This window comes from Ostreiculturibacter nitratireducens (genome assembly GCF_032670585.1).
In the GTDB taxonomy this organism is placed as follows: domain Bacteria; phylum Pseudomonadota; class Alphaproteobacteria; order Rhodobacterales; family Rhodobacteraceae; genus Ostreiculturibacter; species Ostreiculturibacter nitratireducens.
On the sequence record NZ_JAVQHL010000002.1, the window covers coordinates 143408 to 162911 of the forward strand.

Annotated in this window: 19 protein-coding genes and 1 riboswitch; of the genes, 12 read left to right on the top strand and 7 right to left on the bottom strand. The window is 64.1% G+C overall.

Annotated elements, in window-relative coordinates; all coding sequences use genetic code 11:
- Positions 1-42: 42 nt before the first annotated feature.
- A complete protein-coding gene (locus tag ABCN56_RS07980) occupies positions 43-321 on the top strand; it encodes a hypothetical protein (protein ID WP_343080277.1) in 279 nt (92 codons plus the stop codon).
- Positions 321-929: a glutathione S-transferase gene (locus tag ABCN56_RS07985; RefSeq protein WP_343080278.1), complete on the top strand. Its 609-nt coding sequence runs from the start codon at positions 321-323 to the stop codon at positions 927-929. The genes ABCN56_RS07980 and ABCN56_RS07985 overlap by 1 nt, the downstream gene beginning before the upstream one ends.
- Positions 930-963: 34 nt before the next feature.
- Here ABCN56_RS07985 and ABCN56_RS07990 read toward each other — a convergent pair whose 3' ends face one another.
- Complete coding sequence (locus ABCN56_RS07990; protein ID WP_343080279.1) at positions 964-1608, bottom strand: outer membrane protein; 645 nt, start codon at positions 1606-1608, stop codon at positions 964-966.
- Between the two features lie 217 nt (positions 1609-1825).
- On the opposite strand from ABCN56_RS07990, the gene petA reads away from it, so the two are divergent.
- From petA to ABCN56_RS08005, 3 genes are read left to right on the top strand one after another with little or no spacing between them, the layout of a single operon-like run.
- Positions 1826-2386, top strand: coding sequence for a ubiquinol-cytochrome c reductase iron-sulfur subunit (gene petA / locus ABCN56_RS07995; RefSeq protein ID WP_343080280.1), 561 nt, complete (start codon positions 1826-1828; stop codon positions 2384-2386).
- A gap of 11 nt (positions 2387-2397) precedes the next feature.
- Positions 2398-3720, top strand: coding sequence for a cytochrome b (gene petB, locus ABCN56_RS08000; RefSeq protein WP_343080281.1), 1323 nt, complete (start codon positions 2398-2400; stop codon positions 3718-3720).
- 16 nt (positions 3721-3736) lie between these two features.
- Entirely contained in the window at positions 3737-4525 is a 789-nt protein-coding gene (locus ABCN56_RS08005; protein WP_343080282.1) for a cytochrome c1, read from the top strand.
- 60 nt (positions 4526-4585) lie between these two features.
- Here the strand turns inward: ABCN56_RS08005 and ABCN56_RS08010 are convergent, their stop codons facing one another.
- From ABCN56_RS08010 to thiB, 3 genes are read right to left on the bottom strand one after another with little or no spacing between them, the layout of a single operon-like run.
- The gene (locus tag ABCN56_RS08010) at positions 4586-5281 is read right to left on the bottom strand and encodes a thiamine ABC transporter ATP-binding protein (protein ID WP_343080283.1); all 696 of its coding nucleotides are present in this window, start codon (positions 5279-5281) and stop codon (positions 4586-4588) included.
- A complete protein-coding gene (locus ABCN56_RS08015) occupies positions 5268-6815 on the bottom strand; it encodes a thiamine/thiamine pyrophosphate ABC transporter permease ThiP (RefSeq protein WP_343080284.1) in 1548 nt (515 codons plus the stop codon). Before ABCN56_RS08015 ends, ABCN56_RS08010 begins: the two co-directional genes overlap by 14 nt.
- Positions 6791-7780: a thiamine ABC transporter substrate binding subunit gene (thiB, locus tag ABCN56_RS08020; RefSeq protein ID WP_343080285.1), complete on the bottom strand. Its 990-nt coding sequence runs from the start codon at positions 7778-7780 to the stop codon at positions 6791-6793. The genes ABCN56_RS08015 and thiB overlap by 25 nt, the downstream gene beginning before the upstream one ends.
- A 39-nt stretch (positions 7781-7819) precedes the next feature.
- Positions 7820-7933, bottom strand: a riboswitch (TPP riboswitch).
- A 90-nt stretch (positions 7934-8023) separates the two neighbouring features.
- Here thiB and aroC point away from each other — a divergent pair.
- The 5 genes from aroC (at position 8024) to ABCN56_RS08045 (ending at position 12916) form a co-directional block, all read left to right on the top strand.
- Complete coding sequence (gene aroC, locus ABCN56_RS08025) at positions 8024-9124, top strand: chorismate synthase (protein ID WP_343080286.1); 1101 nt, start codon at positions 8024-8026, stop codon at positions 9122-9124.
- A gap of 198 nt (positions 9125-9322) precedes the next feature.
- Entirely contained in the window at positions 9323-9991 is a 669-nt protein-coding gene (locus tag ABCN56_RS08030) for a haloacid dehalogenase-like hydrolase (RefSeq protein ID WP_343080287.1), read from the top strand.
- Between the two features lie 125 nt (positions 9992-10116).
- Entirely contained in the window at positions 10117-11541 is a 1425-nt protein-coding gene (locus tag ABCN56_RS08035) for a GMC oxidoreductase (RefSeq protein ID WP_343080288.1), read from the top strand.
- Positions 11541-12035: a hypothetical protein gene (locus tag ABCN56_RS08040; RefSeq protein WP_343080289.1), complete on the top strand. Its 495-nt coding sequence runs from the start codon at positions 11541-11543 to the stop codon at positions 12033-12035. The genes ABCN56_RS08035 and ABCN56_RS08040 overlap by 1 nt, the downstream gene beginning before the upstream one ends.
- 128 nt (positions 12036-12163) lie before the next feature.
- Positions 12164-12916, top strand: coding sequence for a hypothetical protein (locus tag ABCN56_RS08045; RefSeq protein ID WP_343080290.1), 753 nt, complete (start codon positions 12164-12166; stop codon positions 12914-12916).
- 88 nt (positions 12917-13004) lie between these two features.
- Here ABCN56_RS08045 and ABCN56_RS08050 read toward each other — a convergent pair whose 3' ends face one another.
- From ABCN56_RS08050 to ABCN56_RS08060, 3 genes are all read right to left on the bottom strand, one after another.
- Positions 13005-13475: a hypothetical protein gene (locus tag ABCN56_RS08050; protein ID WP_343080291.1), complete on the bottom strand. Its 471-nt coding sequence runs from the start codon at positions 13473-13475 to the stop codon at positions 13005-13007.
- Between the two features lie 134 nt (positions 13476-13609).
- Positions 13610-14293, bottom strand: a complete 684-nt coding sequence (locus ABCN56_RS08055) for a sugar transferase (protein ID WP_343080292.1) — start codon at positions 14291-14293, stop codon at positions 13610-13612.
- 1034 nt (positions 14294-15327) lie between these two features.
- Positions 15328-17472: a GumC family protein gene (locus tag ABCN56_RS08060; protein WP_343080293.1), complete on the bottom strand. Its 2145-nt coding sequence runs from the start codon at positions 17470-17472 to the stop codon at positions 15328-15330.
- Between the two features lie 310 nt (positions 17473-17782).
- Here ABCN56_RS08060 and ABCN56_RS08065 point away from each other — a divergent pair, with 310 nt between their 5' ends.
- Positions 17783-18520, top strand: coding sequence for a WecB/TagA/CpsF family glycosyltransferase (locus ABCN56_RS08065; RefSeq protein WP_343080294.1), 738 nt, complete (start codon positions 17783-17785; stop codon positions 18518-18520).
- A 20-nt stretch (positions 18521-18540) separates the two neighbouring features.
- Positions 18541-19503, top strand: coding sequence for a glycosyltransferase family 2 protein (locus ABCN56_RS08070; protein WP_343080295.1), 963 nt, complete (start codon positions 18541-18543; stop codon positions 19501-19503).
- Position 19504: the final 1 nt, after the last annotated feature.

Genomic DNA, 19504 nt, shown 5'->3' on the forward strand with positions numbered 1-19504 from the left:
CGCCCCTAGCATCGGAAGCCCAAGGATAAGGGAGGTTTCGTCATGCCCCTGCCACTGGCTCCCGCCGCTGCTTTCGCCCTGCGCGCAGGCACTGTCGCGCTCGCCGCCTATGCCGTTCGGCGAAGCATCCGCAAGGGCCGCACCGACCAGCGGGCCGAGGACGCCCTCGACGACACGGACGAGGGCATTGCCGTCCACAGCGCGAGGGACCGCGATCAGAAGAACGCTGCCGCCCGGTTCCGCCGCGTGTTCCGCTGGGGCGACCGCGGCCTCGAGATAGACGCCGCCGCGATCGGGCGCATTCGGCTTCGGAGGGTTTGATGCGGCTTTACCATTCCCCGACGTCGCCTTTCGTCCGCAAGGTCATGGTTCTCCTGAAGGAGACCCGGCAGGAGGGCGACGTGACCCTGGTCCCGGCCACCGGCACCCCCGTCGACGCGGGCAGCATGCCGCTGGCACAGAATCCGCTGGGCAAGATCCCCGTCCTCGAACGCGCCGACGGTCCGGCGATCTACGACAGCCGGGTGATCTGCCGCTATCTCGACGACCGGATCGGAGGGCGTCTCTATCCCGCCGCGCCGCGGCTGTGGGAGACGCTGACGCTTGAAGCCACCGCCGACGGAATCCTCGATGCGGCGGTTCTGATGCTCTACGAAACCCGGGTGCGCCCGGAGGAAAAGCGTTTCGCGGGCTGGACGGAAGGCCAGTGGGCGAAGATCGCGCGGTCGCTCGACGCGATCGGCGAACGCTGGATGAGCCATCTCGCCGGGCATATCGACATGGGTCAGATCGCGATGGGCTGCGCCCTGGGCTATCTCGACTTCCGCCACGGAGCGCGGGACTGGCGCAAGGGACGAGACGCACTTGCCGGCTGGTACGAGGATTTCGCCCAGCGGGACAGCATGAAGGCCACCGTTCCGGTCGGCTGAGCCGCCTCTGCCGGCTCAGCCGCCGAACCGGCGATCAGAATTTCATGCTCACGCCGATGTTCAGGGCGCTCGTGACTATGTCCGTCTTGAGCGTCCCGCCGGAATCGAGGTCGGCCTTGTTCGAACTGTAGGTGCCCTTGTACTCGCCGAAGACCGCCCAGCGCTCGTTCAGTTGGTAGCTCGCACCCGCGACCAGCTGCACGGCGGGGCCCGTCACCTGGTAGCCATAGGTGTGCGCCTCTCCCGCGGGCTGAACGTCTACATGCGGGATCGCGACGCCGAGGCCCGCGCCGACATAGGGCGTCCAGCGGGTGTCATTCTGCCAGCGCCGCCAGACGTTCGCCGTTACGATGTTGTGGCCATCGGTGAATTCGAGCCGGTCGTAACCGTGGCTCGCCGGATCATCGGCATAGACCTTGGCGTGGTTCACCTCGAGACCCCAGCCCCACGCCTCGTTGCGCCACCAGGTCGCCCGGATGCCGTAGTAGGGCGGCATCGCGAAGGACTTGCCTTTCCACTTCACGAATTCGTCGCCAAGGACGGAATTCTCGACAGTGCTGTGCGGCGCTGTCTGGACGCCGCCATAGAGGCCGATCTCGAACTCCGCCATGGCAGGCGCGGCGGAAAGCGCGGTCAACGCGAAGGTCGCCGCAACTGAAAAACTGTTGATGACTTTCATCGAAAAACTCCTGCAGCGGGCCATAGCCAGCCGGCTCCTTAGAAGTCGCTGAGTAATGCCACAATGCGACACTTCAGTCAGGGTTTTCCCGTAGCCTGAATGTCTGCTGGACGGAAGCGGCATTGGCCGCTAAAAGCCGCGCGGGAAGGCTGCGGGAAACCGTGGCCCGGTGAGGATGTTGGCCACTTGTAGACGGGCCAAGGAAGGAGAACTACTCGTGTCCCACGCAGATGATCATGCAGGCACCCGGAGGGATTTCCTCTACTACGCCACGGCCGGTGCCGGGGCGGTCGCGGCCGGTGCCGCCGGATGGACGCTCGTCAACCAGATGAATCCGTCTGCCGACGTGCAGGCGCTGTCGTCGATCTATGTCGATATCAGCGGTGTCGAACAGGGCACCCAGCTGACCGTCAAATGGCGCGGCAAGCCGGTGTTCATCCGGCGCCGCACGCAAGAGGAAATCGACGCTGCGCGCGGCGTTGCGCTCGATGAACTCATCGACCCGTCGGCTGAAAACGCCAACAAGCCGGGCGCCGACGCCTCGGACGAGAACCGCACGCTCGACGAAGCGGGCGAATGGCTGGTGATGATGGGTGTCTGCACCCACCTCGGCTGCGTTCCGCTCGGCAACGGCGCCGGCGAATTCGGCGGCTGGTTCTGCCCCTGCCACGGCTCGCACTACGACACGGCCGGCCGGATCCGCAAAGGCCCGGCGCCGCGGAACCTCGACGTTCCGATCGCGCAATTCACTGACGAAACCACGATTCTTCTTGGCTGAGGGGGCTTCCAATGGCTGGTATTCCGCACGACCATTACGAGCCCAAGTCGGGCTTCGAAAAGTGGCTACACAAGCGCCTGCCGATCGTGGCGCTTGCCTATGACACGCTGATGATCCCCACCCCGAAGAACCTCAACTGGTGGTGGATCTGGGGTATCGTTCTTGCCTACTGCCTCGTGCACATGATCGTCACGGGCATCGTCCTGGCGATGCACTACACGCCGCATGTCGACCTGGCCTTCGCCTCTGTCGAGCACATCATGCGCGACGTGAATGGCGGTCACATGATCCGCTATCTTCACGCGAACGGCGCCTCGCTGTTCTTCCTCGCCGTCTACATCCACATCTTCCGCGGCCTCTTCTACGGCAGCTACAAGGCACCGCGCGAGATCACCTGGATCGTCGGCATGCTGATCTACCTCGCGATGATGGGCACCGCGTTCATGGGCTACGTTCTGCCCTGGGGCCAGATGTCCTTCTGGGGCGCCACGGTTATCACCGGGCTCTTCGGCGCGATCCCGGGCATCGGCGAGTCGATCCAGACCTGGCTGCTCGGCGGCCCGGCCGTGGACAACGCCACGCTGAACCGCTTCTTCTCGCTGCATTACCTCTTGCCCTTCGTGATCGCCGCGCTCGTCGCCGTCCACATCTGGGCGTTCCACACCACCGGCAACAACAACCCGACCGGCGTGGAAGTGCGGCGCGGCTCGAAGGCCGAGGCCGAGAAGGACACGCTGCCCTTCTGGCCCTACTTCGTGATCAAGGACCTCTTCGCGCTGGCCATCGTCCTCGCGGTGTTCTTCGCGATCGTCGGCTTCATGCCGAACTACCTTGGCCACCCCGACAACTACATCGAGGCGAACCCGCTCGCGACGCCCGCGCACATCGTTCCGGAATGGTACTTCCTGCCGTTCTACGCGATCCTGCGTGCCTTCACCGGCGACGTCTGGCTGGTGCAACTGGTGCAGTTCATCACCTTCGGGATCGTGGACGCGAAGTTCTTCGGCGTGCTCGCGATGTTTGGTGCGATCCTCGTGATGGCGCTGGCGCCGTGGCTCGACACGTCCTCGGTCCGCTCGGGCCGCTTCCGTCCGATGTTCAAGTGGTGGTTCGCGCTTCTCGCGATCGACTTCGTCGTCCTCATGTGGGTTGGCGCCCAGCCGGCTGAGGGGATCTATACCTGGATTTCGCTCATCGCGTCGGCATACTGGTTCGCCTACTTCCTGATCCTCCTGCCGATCCTCGGCGTGATCGAGAAGCCGGCGCCACAGCCCGCGACCATCGAGGAAGACTTCAATGCCCATTACGGCGCCAAGGCGCATGCGGCCGAGTGACGGAAAGGACCGGACGATGATGAAAAAGATCGCAATCACCGCCCTCTCCGTCCTCGCACTGTCGGGAACGGTGGCTCTGGCCGCCGAGGGCGAACAGCACATCGAGGACGTGGCCTTCTCCTTCGAAGGCCCCTTCGGGACCTTCGACGAGTTCCAGCTGCAGCGCGGCCTTCAGGTCTACACCGAGGTCTGCGCCGCATGCCACGGGCTCAAGTACGTGCCGATCCGCACCCTCGCCGACGAGGGCGGCCCGGCGCTTCCGGAAGACCAGGTCCGCGCCTATGCCGAACAGTTCACGGTGACCGACGAGGAAACCGGCGAGGACCGTCCCGGCAAGCCGACCGACCACTTCCCGGTCTCGGCACTGGAAAATGCCCCTGACCTCAGTCTCGTGGCGAAGTCGCGGGCGGGCTTCCACGGGCCCTACGGCACCGGTCTGAACCAGTTCTTCCGCGGCATGGGCGGGCCGGAATACATCGTCTCGATCCTGACCGGCTACACCGGCGAGGAAAAGGAAGAGGCGGGCACGACCTACTGGGAAAACACCGCCTTCCCCGGCGGCTGGATCGCGATGCCCCCTCCGCTGTCGGACGACCTGGTGACCTACCAGGACGGGCATGAGGCCGACGTGCACCACATGTCCGTGGATGTCGCGGCGTTCCTCATGTGGGCGGCTGAACCCAAGATGATGGCACGCCAGCATGCCGGCTTCGTGGGTGTCTTCATGCTCACACTGCTCGCGGTGCTGCTGTACCTGACCAACAAGCGCCTCTGGGCGCCGCACAAGGGCAAGAAGCTGGTCTGAGCCCTCGGGCACAGGTAACGCCTGATCAGACAGAGGGCGCCCCTTTCCGGGGCGCCCTTTTCAGTTTCCGAGATAGGCGCGCAGGCTTTCGGGCGGGTGATCGAGCAGCCTGCCCGTAGGCTCCGGCGGATGGGCACGGCCTCCTTCGACGAGGATCGTCCGGGCAGCGATCCGCCGCGCGTCCCCCGGATCATGTGAGACCATGAGAACAGTAGCCCCGGTTTCCGCCGCGATCTCTGCAACGAGGTCCAGCATTTCGGCCTTGAGCGCCGGACCGAGGGCGGAGAAGGGCTCGTCCAGCAGGAACAGGGGCCGCGCCCGCAGGAGGACGCGCGCGAGCGCGGCGCGGCTCTGCTGGCCGCCGGAAAGCTGACCCGGACGGCGATGGCCGAGCCCTGCAAGGCCGGTCCTCTCGAGGGCCTGCTCGACCCGCGCGCGGTCACCGGCGGTGAGACGAAGGGCCGGGTTCAGCCCAAGCCCGATGTTTTCGGCGATCGTCAGATGCGGAAAGAGGTTCTGGTCTTGGAACAGGATCGAAATCGGGCGATCCCCTGGCGAAAGCGGCGACAGATCCCGCCCTTCCCAGGTGATGCGTCCCGACACGAGCGGAAGGAACCCCGCGATCGCGGCAAGGAGCGTCGATTTCCCCGCGCCTGACGGGCCGATCACCGCCACGGTTTCACCCGCCTCCACCGCGAGGTCGGCGGTCAACGTGAAATCGTCCCAGGTGACGGAAATGTTCTCAAGCGCGAGCATTCACACGTCCTCCGCGGTCGAAGACCCAGAACAGGGCAAGGCTGAGGCCCAGAAGCAGGACCGCGGCGCCGGCCGCGTCCGCCATCCGGTACGCCCCCATCAGGCGGTAGAGCTGGAGTGGCAGGGTCGCCGTCTCCTCGCCCGCGAAAAGGGCGATGACGCCCAGATCGCCCATCGAAAGGGCCGCCGTCAGCCCAAGCGCGAAACCAAGAGGACGGCGCAGGCGCGGCAGCGTGACAAGGCGGAGCCGGGCGAGACCCGTCATGCCGAGGCTTTCGGCGAGCCTTCCGAAATCCGTCTCGGCATCCCGGGCGGGCGGCAGAAGCGATCTGTATGCGAAAGGAAGCGCCATCGCGGCATTGACGAGCACCGTGACGGGAAGCGCCACGTCACCCGGCGCGAAGAAGGGCCTCAGAAGTATGAAGAGCCCGGTGCCCGTGACCAGCGACGAAGCCGTGAGCGGAAGCATCGCGGAAATTTCCCAGAGCCCGGCCTGCCGTCGCCCGGCGGCGGCGAGGGCCAACGGGAGGGCCAGAACCAATATCAGGACCGCCGAGCTAACGGCAACGGCCAGCGAACGCAGCGCCGATTCCCAGACCGGTGCGGGCAGGGTGGCAAGCCGGGGAAGCCCCGCCTCGAGGAGCGCGCCGAGAGGCAGAAGAAGGAAGATCGAAACCAGGATCAGGGCGGCCGCATCCTGCACCTTGAGCCAGACCGATCCGGCGTCCCAGCGCTCCACCTGGCGGTCGAGGCCCGCGCCGAACCCGGTCTCGCGCGCCGCGCGGCCGGCGAGCAGAACGGCGAGAAGGCAGAGAACGAACTGCACCGAGGCGAGCGCCGCCGCACGGCCCAGATCGAAATCGAACCGGAAGGCCTGGTAGATCGCGAGCTCGATCGTCGTCGCGCGCGGCCCGCCGCCAAGCGTCAGGGCGACGGCGAAGCTGGTGAGGCAGATGAGGAAGATCGCCGTGACGGTGCCCGGCAGGACCGACCGCAGCATGGGTCTTTCGAGGAATCGGGCGATCTCGGACGGCCCCATGGAAAGCGAGGCGGCAAGCCGGAACCTCTCGGCCGGGATCGACAGCCATCCCTGAAGGATGAGCCGCGTCGCAAGCGGAAGGTTGAAGAACACATGGGCGAGGACGACGCCCTGGAGTCCGTAGATCGTCACCGGCGGCAGGCCCAGGAACTCGAGCCCACGGTTGAAGAGCCCCGCGCGGCCGAAGACCGCGAGAAGGCCGAGGACCGCGACGATGACCGGAAGGATGAACGGGGCGCCGAGCAGCGTGATGAGGATGCCCCGTCCGGGAAACCTGCGGCGCGCCAGCGCGCGCGCCACAGGCACGGCGAGTGCGGCGCTGAGGATGGCCGACAACGTGGCCTGCAGGATCGTGAAGCGCAGCGCCGCCAGGTCGGCCGGGCCGAGCTCGGGCAGGCCACTGGCGCGCGCGAAGACGGCGGCGAGCGTCCCGAGCGTCAGCGCGAGGACGACCGCCGCCGACAGCGCGGCTATCGGCTGAGCGCGGCGAGCCATTCCTCGAGAGCCCCCTCCCGCGCCCGCTCCGCTTCGGAAGCGGGGTAGAGGAGCGCGCGCTCGGGCGCGATCAGCGTCTCGAACCCGCCCGGCAGCCCGCCTTCGGGCGTCACGGCCGGATACATCCAGTTCGTTTCGGGGATCACCTTCTGGAAGTCGTCGGAAACCATGAAGGCGAGGAACCGGTCAGCAAGTTCGCTTTCATCGGTCGAGGCGACCTTCGCCGCGACCTCGATCTGCATGTAGTGACCCTCGCTGAACGGCGCCGCCGCCTTCGTGTCGTCGCTTTCAGCGATCAGGTGATAGGCTGGCGAGGTCGTGTAGGACAGGACCATGTCCGCCTCGCCCTCGAGGAAGAGGCCGTAGGCCTCCGACCAGCCCGGCGTCACGGTCACGATGTTGTCGGCAAGGGCCGACCAGATCTCGGCCGCGCGATCGCCATAGGCCGCCTTCACCCACAGGAGGAGCCCGAGGCCCGGGGTCGAGGAACGCGGATCCTCGATCAGGATCTTGACGTCGGACGCGGCGAGCGCCTCGAAGTCCGCGGGCGGTTCCGCCAGTTTCGTCTTGTCGTAGACGAAGGCGAAATAGCCCCAGTCATAGGGCGCGAACATCGGGTCGTCCCACTCGACCGGCAGATCGTAGTCGACGCCGGCCAGCCCGTGATCGGAAAAGATCCCGGTCGCGGCCGCGGCGGCCGTGAGGTTCGTGTCGAGGCCAAGGACGATATCGGCCTCCGTCGACGCGCCTTCGAGTTGCATCCGCGACAGGAGAGCGGCTCCGTCGCCTGCGGCGACCAGTTTCAGGTCGCAGCCGCAGAATTCCTCGAAAGCCTTTTCGACCGCCGGGCCAGGGCCCCAGTCGGAAACGAAGCTGTCGTAGGTGTAGACGGTCAGCACGGGCTTGTCCTGCGCCATGGCCGGAACGGCCGCCAGGACACCCGCGATCACCAGGGGAAGTCTCATCTCTCATCCTCCAATGGTCCGGCGGGCGGAGATGGGAGTGGCAATGCGCCCGACCTTCCCTCCGCCGGTTTTAACCGGTTCAGGTTCAACGGGTTCGCTTGACGCGTCTCAGCCCCGGCGCAAAGGCCGTCCGGGGCACCCCGAGGTAGCGTGCAACATAGCGTTCCGCGCGCTCCCCGCAAGGCGAAATCCCTTGAGCCGCGCCCGCGCCGCCGCTATGCCGCAGGGCAAAGGAGCCTGCTCATGAGCCTGAACACCTACGGCCACCTCTTCCGCGTGACGACCTGGGGCGAGAGCCATGGTCCGGCGCTTGGCGCCGTTGTCGACGGCTGCCCGCCCGGCATCCCGCTGGAGGAGCCGATGCTCCAGCACTGGCTGGATCGCCGCAAGCCCGGGCAGAGCAAGTTCACGACCCAGCGGAGGGAGCCTGACGAAGTCCGCATCCTGTCAGGCGTCTTCGACGGCCGCACGACCGGGACGCCGATCCAGCTGATGATCGAGAACACCGACCAGCGTTCGAAGGACTACGGCGACATCGCGCAGAAATTCCGGCCCGGCCACGCCGACATCACCTATTGGCAGAAATACGGTATCCGCGATTATCGCGGTGGCGGACGGTCCTCGGCACGGGAAACCGCGGCGCGTGTGGCGGCGGGTGGCGTGGCCCGCGAGGCGCTGAAGGCGCTGGTCCCGGGCCTGTCGATCACCGGCTACATGGTCCAGATGGGGCCAAGGAAGATCGACCGGAGCCGCTTTGACTGGGACGAGATCGAGCGCAACCCCTTCTGGACGCCGGACCCCGACGCGGCGGCCGATTGGGCGGAGTATCTCGACGCGCTCCGCAAGGACGGGAACTCCGTCGGTGCGGTGATCGAAGTCGTCGCCCGCGGCGTTCCGTCCGGTCTTGGCGCGCCGATCTACGGCAAGCTCGACACGGACCTCGCCGCGGCGATGATGTCGATCAACGCCGTCAAGGGTGTGGAGATCGGTGAGGGCATGGCTTCCGCCGCGCTGACCGGTGTCGAGAATGCCGACGAAATCCGCATGGGTCCCGATGGCCCCGTCTTCTCGACCAACCACGCTGGCGGCATCCTCGGCGGCATCTCCACCGGGCAGGATGTCGTGGTCCGATTTGCGGTGAAACCCACGTCGTCTATCCTCACCTCGCGCAAGACGGTCAACATCGCCGGAGAGGACACCGAGGTGATCACCAAGGGCCGCCACGACCCCTGCGTCGGGATCCGCGCGGTGCCGGTCGGCGAGGCGATGATGGCCGCGGTCATCCTCGACCACATCCTTCTGGACCGCGGTCAGACCGGGGGCATCCGGGGCCAGATCGGCTGATGCTCCTTGCCGCGGCGCGGCCCATCGTTGCGCCAGGTCCGGTGCTTTTCTCGGGTCCAGTTCGTTCAATCCGGTTTTCCAGCGCTTTTTCCGGGGTGTCATAACCGCGTGAGCGGCCCCAGCATTGACATGATCCGGTCTTGAGATGGTCGCCGTCATCACTGTAGCCTTTGCCTGTTAACGGGACAGGGCCTCTGTATGTCGGAGTATTTCAGGCTCAGGCCTGAGGAGTTGAGTGGTGTTCTTGAAGGGGCCGGCAGGTCGCTGTTTCTCGTCGACTTCGACGAGACGCTTTGGCTGCGCAATTCCACCGAGGAATTCCTCAGCCAGGCGCGACCGGCCTTCGTCGCGGCGACGTTGCTCAGGATGCTGGATCTGGCTCGACCATGGCGCGTTCTCTTCGGGCGCCGCCGGGGCCAGCACTTCAAGGACTGGATGCGTGTTTCCGCGATCCTTGTCCTGATGCCGTGGAGCTACCTCGGCTGGCGGCGTATCGCGCGCCGCATAGGCGCCCAATTCGCGAATGCGCCGCTCGAGGATCTGATCCTCGCGCATCGGGCGGAGCGGGTCGTGATTGTTTCGAACGGGTTCCGCATCCTGATCGCGCCGCTGGCAAGCGGCCTCCGCGTCCGAGAGGCCGAACTCATCGCGGCGCCGATCACGCATGGTGGTTTCTGGAGGGCGAAGGGCAAGAAGCGCGCGGCGGAGGAACGGCTTTCGGGGCCGGCGCTCGATTCGGCCGTGTTCGTGACTGACCACGAGGACGACGCGGAACTTCTGGGCCGCGTCGGGACCGGGGTGCTGTGCGTATGGCCCGAGGCCAGATACGAGCGGGCGTTTGCCCGCGATTCGGGAGAAGGCGTTTGAACGCGATCGGTCGGCCAGCCGGGCCTCTGCCCGGTTTCGGCAATAGGCCGCGGGAGCGCGATTGAAGAAGTTGCTTGTTCTCGTTCCGCTGTGTGGCGGCAAGGCGGAAGAAGGAAAGGGTTGAGATGGCTGACTATGACATAGTCTTCGTTGGGAGCGGATTTGCGTGCAGCTTTTTCCTGCGCAAGCGTCTGCAGGTCGGCCCAAGTCGCGCCCGGTACCTGGTTCTGGAACGTGGTCCGGTATACCCCCACGAAAAGCAGGTCGCCGATCGTCGGAACAGCCCGATCGTCGCTGCAGACACATACCGGCTTGAGACGGAGCCGAGGGATGGCTTCACGAAGTCATGGCTCTTCACCATCGGTTTCGGCGGAGGGTCCAACTGCTGGTGGGCCGGCACGCCGCGCATGCTGCCCTCCGACTTCGAGATGCGGACCCGTTACGGCGTCGGCCAGGATTGGCCGCTGTCCTACGATGACCTGGTCCCCTACTACGCCGAGATCGAGCAATACATGCAGATCTCGGGGCCGACGGACAGCCCATTCCCGAAAATGACGCCCTATCCGCTTCCGCCGCATCGCATGACCGATCCGGACTATGCGTTGAAGGCCGCGTTTTCGGACCAGTACTTCAATCAGCCCACGGCCCGGGCGAGCCGTCCGCTCGATACCCGGAACCAGTGCTGCGCGAACGGCGTCTGCCACATCTGCCCGGTCGATGCGAAGTTCACCATCATGAACGGCATGCGGGAGGTCTATGCGGACCCGCGGGTCACTCTGAAGACTGAAGCGCAAGTTCTGTCGGTCGATGTCGAGGGGGGCGTCGCCAAGGGCGTGGTTTACTCCGAAGGCGGGAAAGAGCACCGGGTCACCGGGGACACGGTGGTCGTGGGCGCGAACGCGATCTTCAACCCGTACCTGCTTCTCCGTTCCGGGCTCGATTCCGGACCGGTCGGCCAGGGGCTGCACGAGCAGGGGTCCGTCCGTGCGTTGATCTATTACGACGGGATGGAGGGAAACAACGGGAGCACGTCGGTCACGGGCCATGGCTACATGCTATATGATGGCGAACATCGAAGAACGGCCGGGGCCGCCTTGCTCGAGGGCTGGAACGTCCCGCGGTTTCGACCGGACTTCGATCGCTGGACTCAGATCAGCGAGCTCTACATCGTCGTCGAGGACCTGCCCCAGGAAATCAATCGGGTCGTCGTCGATCCGGAGGACGAGACGCGGCCGCTGATCCGCTACAAGAGCCAGAGCGAGTATTTCTACCGCGGCATCGAGCGTGTGAAGGCCGAGTTGCCGAAAGTGCTGTCGTCCCTCCCGGTTGAGCGGATCGAGTATCTGCCCTTGAACCCGACCGAAGGCCATACGCAGGGGACAACGGCCTTCGGGACCGATCCCGCAACCAGCGTCCTGGACCGGGAGATGATCCACCACGACGTCCGCAATCTTTACGTGGTCGGCAATTCCGTGTTCCCTACGGGCTCGCCCGCAAATCCGACCCTTACCACCTGTGCGCTCGTAACCCGTTCTGCGGAGAGGATGTGATGGCAAACCGTTCCGAGGTCTTGAGTGATCCCCCCGAGAAGGCAACCCGTCGACGCCGTTTTCTGATTGGAGCCGGGGCCCTGGCCCTCCTCGCCGCCATTCCGGGTTTCCCTCTGCTTCGCTATTCCGATGCGGGTTTCATCGAGAGGTTCCTTCGGGATCGGTTTCCCGATCTGAAGATGGATCCCGAGGAACTGGCGCGGTTCTCGCGGGACTTCGCGGCTTTCTACCAGGAGATCAATCCCTTCTCCCGGCGGTTCTTCCTTTGGAATGCGCGCGCGTTATGGGTCTACCTGCCAGGTGGCGGCCGCGGGTTGATCAACAGCATCTGGGAAGGTTCCTACGATCGGTTCGAAACCGAACTTATCGCCGCAGTGCTTATGGGCACGGATTACCTTGAAGCCCGCAAGGATCCGGGAGCGGTCGCCCGGTATCTCTATATGCCCGATCCCTATGAATATGGCTGCGTGAACCCGCTCGCGCGGCTCGACTGAAGCCTGCCACCGATCGCAGGCCGCGAAACTTATCAGAAACTACTTGTCATTTTTGTGACAATGTCGCTGAATTACTCTGTGGCGATTTTGCCACGCGATTGTGTGTAGTTCAGATTACGGCGGGTATCATGAATGCTTTCTCCCTCTTCGGCAGTTTGATCGGAGCCTATCGGTCAGATGCGCGCGCTCGGCAGCTCTGCAACTGGGCCTTCATCCTGTCTGTTGTGTTCATCATCGCGACCGTGATCGTCGACTTCGTGGGTTACGTCCGGCAGATGCCGATGCCGGGCTATGAGTGGATTGCGGTCTACATGGACCAAAGCATTCCGGAGATCTTCGGCTACGGGCTCACATTGGCGACGGCGATCCTGCTGCTGGGCTGCTACGGCAGGTTCTCGGTGAGAATGTTCGTCTTCTGGGCAGTCTTCTTCTTGTTCGCCGTTCTCGATGACGCGTTCTTCTACCATGAATACGTCGGCGCTATCCTCGTCGAGAGGCTGAACCTCCCGGCCTTGCACGGGCTGCGCGCGCAGGACACCGGCGAACTGCTGGCCTGGGCCATCGTTGCTGTAGCTCTCATCGTTCCGTTTGCCTGGAGCCTGCTGGAACGGCATCCGGGGACCTGGGCCGTGTTCTTCACGTATTCCGTCGTTCTGGCCGGTTTCATCGTGTTTGGCATCGGCGTCGACATGCTGCACGAGTTCTTCGGCGGAAAGGTGAAGAGAGTCCTGAACTGGGTCGAGGATGGCGGGGAACTCTTGGTGCAGTCGGCGGCCTTCACCATCGCCTTGCTGCTCTATCGGTTCGAAGGATCACCCTTCCAGGGCAAGTCGGCGGGCCCGTCTGTGGCTCATTCCATGGATACGCGCACTGCACGCTGAACTGGCGGGAATTTCGCGAAGCTCCGCTCGGCTCTGATTCGCCCCGATCCTGTTCGGGGCGATTGGCGGGCGTGTCAGAAGTTTCCGGTTATCGGCAGTTCGGGCGTAGCAGGCTGGCCAGCAACAGGGTGACCAGGGTCACCGGTGACGCCAATACGAGCCCGAGAAGCAGGGATGTCAGGAGCCCGTAGCCGAGAAGCAGGCTCACGACGATGATCCCTGGAAATGCGGCGGCGCCCACAAGAACGAAACTACCAACCGAAGAGGCCTTTTCCTGAACCGTTTCGGTGGATTTTTCCGCGTCTGCTGTGGGCGATGTATTCGGGTTCACTTTGGCGTTCTTCTTGGCGGCCCAGACATCGTGTTGCCGTCGCGCTCTGGCTTTGATCGCCAGGTCGGCCTTTTCGGCTATGAAACTACGACCGGTTGCTCCCATGGTTGCGACACCTCTACCCAGCTTGGCCCCGGTGGGGTTCGGGCAAGTGGACGACTGATTTTTGATCACATCATGCGCCATTTTGACAAGTTTATTCGCGCAAAACGGCGGATCAGTAAACAAGAATCCGCCCCATCGCCCGGATTCACCGGGAAATGGTGGATTTCCGCCAACAAACGGGGCCTTCTAGGGCTGGAATCCGCGCAGGCCCGGCACTGCAAACCTGCGCAGTCTCTTTGGAGTAGCCTCGGTCGGGCTCAGCAGCCGGTGCCGCGGATGATCACCGATACGGTCTTGAGCATCAGCTGCAGGTCGGTCCTGGCCGTGAGGGACTTCTCGTAGTCTTCGTCAAAAATGGCGCGCGCCGCGAACGAGGTCTGGTTGCGCTCGGACACCTGCCACGGGCCGGTGATCCCCGGACGAAGCCGGTAGTAGGCCTTCCCGGGATAGAGACAGCGCTGCTCGGTCATCATCGGACGCGGGCCAACGATGCTCATGTCGCCCTTGAGCACGTTCCAGAGCTGGGGCAGTTCATCGATCGAGAACTTGCGGATTATGCCACCAATGGCCGTGATCCGCGGATCGTTCCTCAGTTTCTGCGTCTCGTTCCATTCTGCACGTGCAGCGGGGTTCGAACTCAGATACTGGCCGAGCTTCTCCTTGGCGTTCGGTACCATGCTCCGGAGCTTCCACATCCGGAAAACCCTGTTGTTCAGCCCCACGCGGCTTTGGGTATAGAAGGGGTTGTGCCCATCCAGGGCGATGATGACCGCAAACAGGAGAACCATCGGAACCACGGCCGGCAGGGCGAGAAGCACGAGGACGATGTCAACAGCTCGCTTGCCATAACGTGCATAGGGGCCTTGATGGCGGGCCGGAACTACGGCCGCACTGGACACAGGCTCAGAATTCAGTTCGTAGTTCCGGTAACTTACAGTCATGATAACCCCCCCACTGAGGAACAAAACGCGAATTTTGACGTCCAGAGGCCCGTGGCGCAGGTCGGGCCAATCGGCCGCCAAAGATTAAAAATCTCCCAATTTTTCTTAGTTCTACCATCTTCTCGCCTTATTTCTACATTGATCCACCTCAATGGGTCGAGCGAATCATTTCGATTGTGCGAAAAAAGGCACTATTGCTCCTCCTTGGGTTGAGTTCAGAATGAAAATACCCGTTCAGGTGTAAGCAAGACTCCGCGCACGCAACAATCTTCAAAACGGATCGGCGAATCGTTGCCGACAGGCGTTGCGCCTTGTTGCATGGGCGCGGGCTCTCAATGGGTCAAGGCGCGGCCTCCAGCCTTGTCGGAAGCCCAGCGCCAGCGTTCCGGTCCTGACCCGGCCCACCTGGACCCGTCGAGGGCCCGGTCGATGATCAGGCTGGAATACGGACCATTTCCCCCGTCATCGCGGAAAGGACGGCGGATGCTGCGCAGCAGCACCGGACCGCATCATGTCTCCGTGGTGGAAAGGTTAGTCGTTCGTCGGACCAAGGTATTGACGGCCCCATCCTCCGGGCTGCGGGCCGGACAACCAGGCACCTGTTCTGTCGCGCGAGCGGAGGTTTCTGGCTTCGAAGTCACGTGCTCTCCGAACGAAGTCCCGCGCGTGGCTCGGCGAACCTCCGTCGTCCCGCTCGTTCGCCGCCCGTCGTCGCGGTTTCAACCCTGCAGGAAGGACAAGGTCGCTGACGCCGCCGCTCCGCCCAGGTTGACGATCCTCTCGCGATTCGAACACTGGCGTACTTTCGTGCGCTTTCCCTGTTTCGACACGTATCCACCGAGCCCGGCGTTTCGCTCTGGGACTGCGCCAAGAGGTCCGAATCGACGACCGTGTGAGTTTCCCCCGAACTGGTCCGGGGAATCCGCCTTAGGAGAGAAATCCATGGTGATCACGCCGGAAAGATCATCGGAGAACGGCGCGCCGAAGGCACAGAGGCATTCGGGCGCCGCTTTTCCGGCGACTGAGCGTCCGGATCAATCCGCCGCGCTCTTCGCCGCGGCCGGGAAGTAGAGCGCGCGTTCCCCGAACCCGCTGATCCGCGCCGTATCGACCCTCGTGGCGATGACCGCCGATGGCGTTACGCCGACGTCCGAAAGAAGCTTCAGAGTGCTCGTCACCGCCTCGCGGGTCGTGGTGTCCCACCGGACGAACAGGAGGGACAAGTCCGCGACCCGGCAGAGCGATGCGGCGTCGATGCGATGCATCAGCGGCGCGGTATCCACCAGGATCAGGTCGAAGGTCTTGGACAGCTCGCTCAGCGCTCCCTCGAAGGCCTCCGCGGTGATCGGAGCGCCTTCGTTGTCGGCACAATTCGTGGCCGGCAGGACACTGAGCGTATCCCAGCCCGTCTTCACGATCGAACCCGCCCTTGCTGTCGGGTCGAGAAGCCCGGTGGCATCCGACTTCGCTCTGGACGAACCCGTGCTGTAGGGCGAGTTCCAGAAGTCGAGGTCGACGAGGAGGACGTTTTCGCCCGCTTCGGCATAGGCGGCCGCGAGCATCTGCATGGACAGCGTAAGGCCCTCTCCCGGATTGGCCGCGACGCCGGCGATGACCGTGGCGCGCTTGGCCGACTTGCGCTTCGTATCCGCACGATGCTGCGTGGAAGGCATCTGGGGATGCGCATCGACGCTCGCCGCCAGTTTCCTCGCGAACCTCATCATGCGCGGAGAGAAGGCATTCGGCCCGGTGGTCAGGGCGGATGTCGGAATCTCGACCTCCTCGGCCTGAGGTATCACGCCGATCAGCGGAAGCCCGGTCGCCTCCTCGTATTCCCTGACCGTCCGCAGGTGGTTCTGACGCAACTCGCGCAGGACCAGTACGAGCACCGCTGCGATCATCACAAGGACCGCACTCTGGATCGCCATGACTTTCCGTTTCGGTTCCGACGGGTCCAGAGCGGGGCGGGCAGCGGAGATCACGCGCGCGTCGGCATCGAGATACCGTTCCTGCTGTGTGCGGCGGCTCAGTTGCGAGACGAAATCCTGGTAGATCGCCTCGGCCACCGTGATGTCGTTCTCGATCCTGCTCGTCTCCGCGTCGTGGCGGGCCTGCTCCGTGAGGATTTCCCGCATGGATTCCAGTTCGTCTTCGAGAGCGATGATCTCCTGACGGATCTTGATCCGATCCGCCTGCATGGAATTGATCGTATCATCCAGGGCGGATTCGAGACGCGATGCGGCATCGGCGCTGCCCACTTCGTAGGCCTGAAGCGCGAGCGCAAGCGCCGACCCCGGCACGGCAATCTCTCTTGCCGCGAGATCGAACCTGTCGATCGAACGCAGAACCTGCGCGCGGCCCAGTTTCGTCTCCATCACCGGCAGGGCCTCGTTCCGGTCCCGCAGGCGACGTTCGACCGTCAGGCTTTTCGCCTTGATAGTATTGACTTCCTCGGGCGAAAATGGCGCGGCGAGAATGTGACGTTCCAGCTTCACCGAGAGGTCGCTGAGGCTTTCCTGCATCTCGCTGGTCCGCTCGGTGAGCCACCCCTGCGAAAGCTCGAGAGAGCGGAGCTTGGCCGCCGTCGTCGTCTTCAGGTATTCCTGCGCCAGCGCGTTCGCGAGATCCGCTGATTTCTTCGGATCGTTCGTGGTGAAACTGATCGCGTAGACGGCCGAAATCGTGCCGATCTGTTCGATGCTCCGCTTCTTGGCGACAGCCTCGATGGTCATTTCCCGGCGAACGAGAGCCTGCTGCTCTTCGCTGAGGTCCTCGTCCGTCGGCTCCGAATTCGCGCTGAAGAACTCCGGATCGTTCGACAGGTCGAACCGGTCCACGATGTGTTCGATCAGGTCCAGTGACCGGAGAACTTCGAGCTCGCTTTCGAGCGTCGTGGTCGAGGTCGGAAGTCCGGACACGACCGGCGCGAAATCGGTCGCGACAGGCGCGCGGGTGTCGATCATGACCTGGGCGATGGAGGTGTACTTCCTCTCCATCATGCTCGACAGGAGCAATCCGCCGATGCCACCCAACATGGCCGCCAGAATTATCCAGAAGATCCCGCGCTTGAGCGCCAGTGACAAATCCCTGACCAGGTGCAGCTCCGCTTCGCCCGCGTCCGCACCGAGATTCTGGGAGAGCAATTCCTTTTCGAGAAACCGCTCGTTCTCCTTGTTCATCACTATGTACCTAACTCTTCAAAAATACCTGTGCCGACTGTATCGCATGGGGTCTGCAGCGCAACAAGGCACACAGGGGCGATCGATCCTGCCCTCACGGTTTGGCGCCTCTTCCGGCTTCCGCGCGGCTTCCTGACCGGAAGCGCGTCTAAGCGGTTGGCGCTCGGGACCCTTCTCTGCTAGCGTTGCCCTCAGTTGCCAAGTTTTTCGTTACCGTGGGACTATGCTCGATCATAGCAAGAAAATCTTTGAGAATGTGCAAGTTGCGGGGATTCCGGTCGCTTCCGTTTCCGAGAACGATCTAGTCCTGATGATGATCGACGACTGTTTCCGCTTCCGCAGCGGAGAGCTGCCAAAGGCGCGAACTGTCGTCGATATCAACGGCCAGGCGATCTCGATGAAGGAAACCGATTCGGACTACGCGCGCGCACTTGCGGCCGCCGACGTGATTCATGCCGACGGTCAATTTATCGTGTGGCTGTCCAGAATCCTGCCCGGACGCCCAATTCCCGAGCGAACGGCGACCACGGACCTCATCCATGCCTGCGCGAAAGCCGCCGAGGAGAACGGCTTGCGATTCTATCTTCTCGGCGCCACCGAGGACGTGAGCCGCCGCTGCGCCGAGGAACTCGTCCGCCTCTATCCTGGCCTCGACATCTGTGGACGCAGGAACGGCTTCTTCTCGGAGTCCGAGGAAGACGCGGTCATCGCCGATATCAACGCAAGCGGCGCCGACATCGTCTGGGTCGGCCTCGGGAAGCCCAAGGAGCAGATCTTCACGATGCGGACCCGCGACAGGATGCGTTGCGGCTGGATCGTCACCTGCGGGGGCTGTTTCAACTTCATCACCGGAGACTACAAGCGGGCGCCGCGCTGGATGCAGAAGGCGGGCCTCGAATGGTTGCACCGCATGGCGACCGGTCCCACATACCTCCTCAAGCGTTACCTCCTGACGATTCCGCATTCGCTGGCGGTCGTGTTCCGGGAGGATGTGCTCGGCCATTTCCGAAAACGGAAGAAGCCGGACGGCGAAGGCGCCGACAGCTAGGTGCAGAGGGACGGCTGGCCATGACCGTGGAAACCGATCAGGCGATACCGCGCGCGACCATTTGCATCGCGACATTCAGGCGCCCGGCCGGGCTTCGCGCCCTGCTGCAAAGTCTCAATGCGCTGGAATTCAGGACGATGCGGCCCGAGGTGTCGCTGGTGATCGTGGACAACGATCCCGAAAACCCCGCCTCGCGCGAACTTGGCGACGTCGCGGCCCTCTCGCGGTGGCCAGCAACATACGTGATGGAGCCCACCCGGGGCATCGTGGCCGCCCGCAACCGCGCGCTTGCCGAAGCGCCGCCCGACACCGACTTCATCGTCTTCGTCGACGACGACGAGACCGTGGTGCCGGGATGGCTGGAGGCGCTGATCCGCACCAAGCTCAACACCGGGGCCACGGCCGTTCAGGGTCCGATGGTTCCTCGCTACGAGGTCGAGCCGCCCCCCTGGATGCGGGCGCTTCGTATCTTCGACATCGGCCCTTTCGAGCAAGGCGAGCGCCTCAACTTCGCCGCCACCGGAAATTCGCTCGTGGATGCGGCCTTCCTGCGGCACCACGACCTGCGCTTCGACCCCCGCTTCAACCAGACGGGCGGCGAGGACGAGGAATTCTATGGCCGCATCCGGAATGCGGGCGGCGTCATCCGCGCGGCGGCCGAGGCGGTCGCCTATGACGAGGTTCCCGCCGCACGCATGAACCTGCGCTGGGTCCTGCGCCGGTCCTTCCGGATGGGCAACACGCTGGGCCGCGTCGCCCTCCTGCGTCGCAGGGGCCGTTTCATGCGCTTCCTCAAGGGCTTCGGCGCCGGCGGACGCGGCGTTCTGCTGTTCGCGGCCTTCGGCCTCTTCTCAGAGCCAAAGCGCATCCGCGGAATGATGGAGATCTGGCGCGGCGCGGGGATGCTCGCGGCATTCGCCAATCGGCATTTCCAGGAATACAGCCCGGCCATCGTGGCCAAGGACAGAAACCCGGTGGCCTGAG

Bases quoted from the DNA above. Each gene is read 5' to 3' on its own strand.
- ABCN56_RS08045 (WP_343080290.1), top strand. From the start codon at position 12,164: ATGAATGCTTTCTCCCTCTTCGGCAGTTTGATCGGAGCCTATCGGTCA.
- ABCN56_RS08070 (WP_343080295.1), top strand. From the start codon at position 18,541: ATGACCGTGGAAACCGATCAGGCGATACCGCGCGCGACCATTTGCATC.
- thiB (WP_343080285.1), bottom strand. From the start codon at position 7,780: ATGAGACTTCCCCTGGTGATCGCGGGTGTCCTGGCGGCCGTTCCGGCC.
- ABCN56_RS08015 (WP_343080284.1), bottom strand. From the start codon at position 6,815: ATGGCTCGCCGCGCTCAGCCGATAGCCGCGCTGTCGGCGGCGGTCGTC.
- ABCN56_RS08005 (WP_343080282.1), top strand. From the start codon at position 3,737: ATGATGAAAAAGATCGCAATCACCGCCCTCTCCGTCCTCGCACTGTCG.
- ABCN56_RS08060 (WP_343080293.1), bottom strand. From the start codon at position 17,472: ATGAACAAGGAGAACGAGCGGTTTCTCGAAAAGGAATTGCTCTCCCAG.
- ABCN56_RS08010 (WP_343080283.1), bottom strand. From the start codon at position 5,281: ATGCTCGCGCTTGAGAACATTTCCGTCACCTGGGACGATTTCACGTTG.
- ABCN56_RS08065 (WP_343080294.1), top strand. From the start codon at position 17,783: ATGATGATCGACGACTGTTTCCGCTTCCGCAGCGGAGAGCTGCCAAAG.
- ABCN56_RS08035 (WP_343080288.1), top strand. From the start codon at position 10,117: ATGGCTGACTATGACATAGTCTTCGTTGGGAGCGGATTTGCGTGCAGC.
- ABCN56_RS07990 (WP_343080279.1), bottom strand. From the start codon at position 1,608: ATGAAAGTCATCAACAGTTTTTCAGTTGCGGCGACCTTCGCGTTGACC.
- ABCN56_RS07980 (WP_343080277.1), top strand. From the start codon at position 43: ATGCCCCTGCCACTGGCTCCCGCCGCTGCTTTCGCCCTGCGCGCAGGC.
- ABCN56_RS08055 (WP_343080292.1), bottom strand. From the start codon at position 14,293: ATGACTGTAAGTTACCGGAACTACGAACTGAATTCTGAGCCTGTGTCC.
- ABCN56_RS07985 (WP_343080278.1), top strand. From the start codon at position 321: ATGCGGCTTTACCATTCCCCGACGTCGCCTTTCGTCCGCAAGGTCATG.
- ABCN56_RS08030 (WP_343080287.1), top strand. From the start codon at position 9,323: ATGTCGGAGTATTTCAGGCTCAGGCCTGAGGAGTTGAGTGGTGTTCTT.
- petB (WP_343080281.1), top strand. From the start codon at position 2,398: ATGGCTGGTATTCCGCACGACCATTACGAGCCCAAGTCGGGCTTCGAA.
- ABCN56_RS08040 (WP_343080289.1), top strand. From the start codon at position 11,541: ATGGCAAACCGTTCCGAGGTCTTGAGTGATCCCCCCGAGAAGGCAACC.
- aroC (WP_343080286.1), top strand. From the start codon at position 8,024: ATGAGCCTGAACACCTACGGCCACCTCTTCCGCGTGACGACCTGGGGC.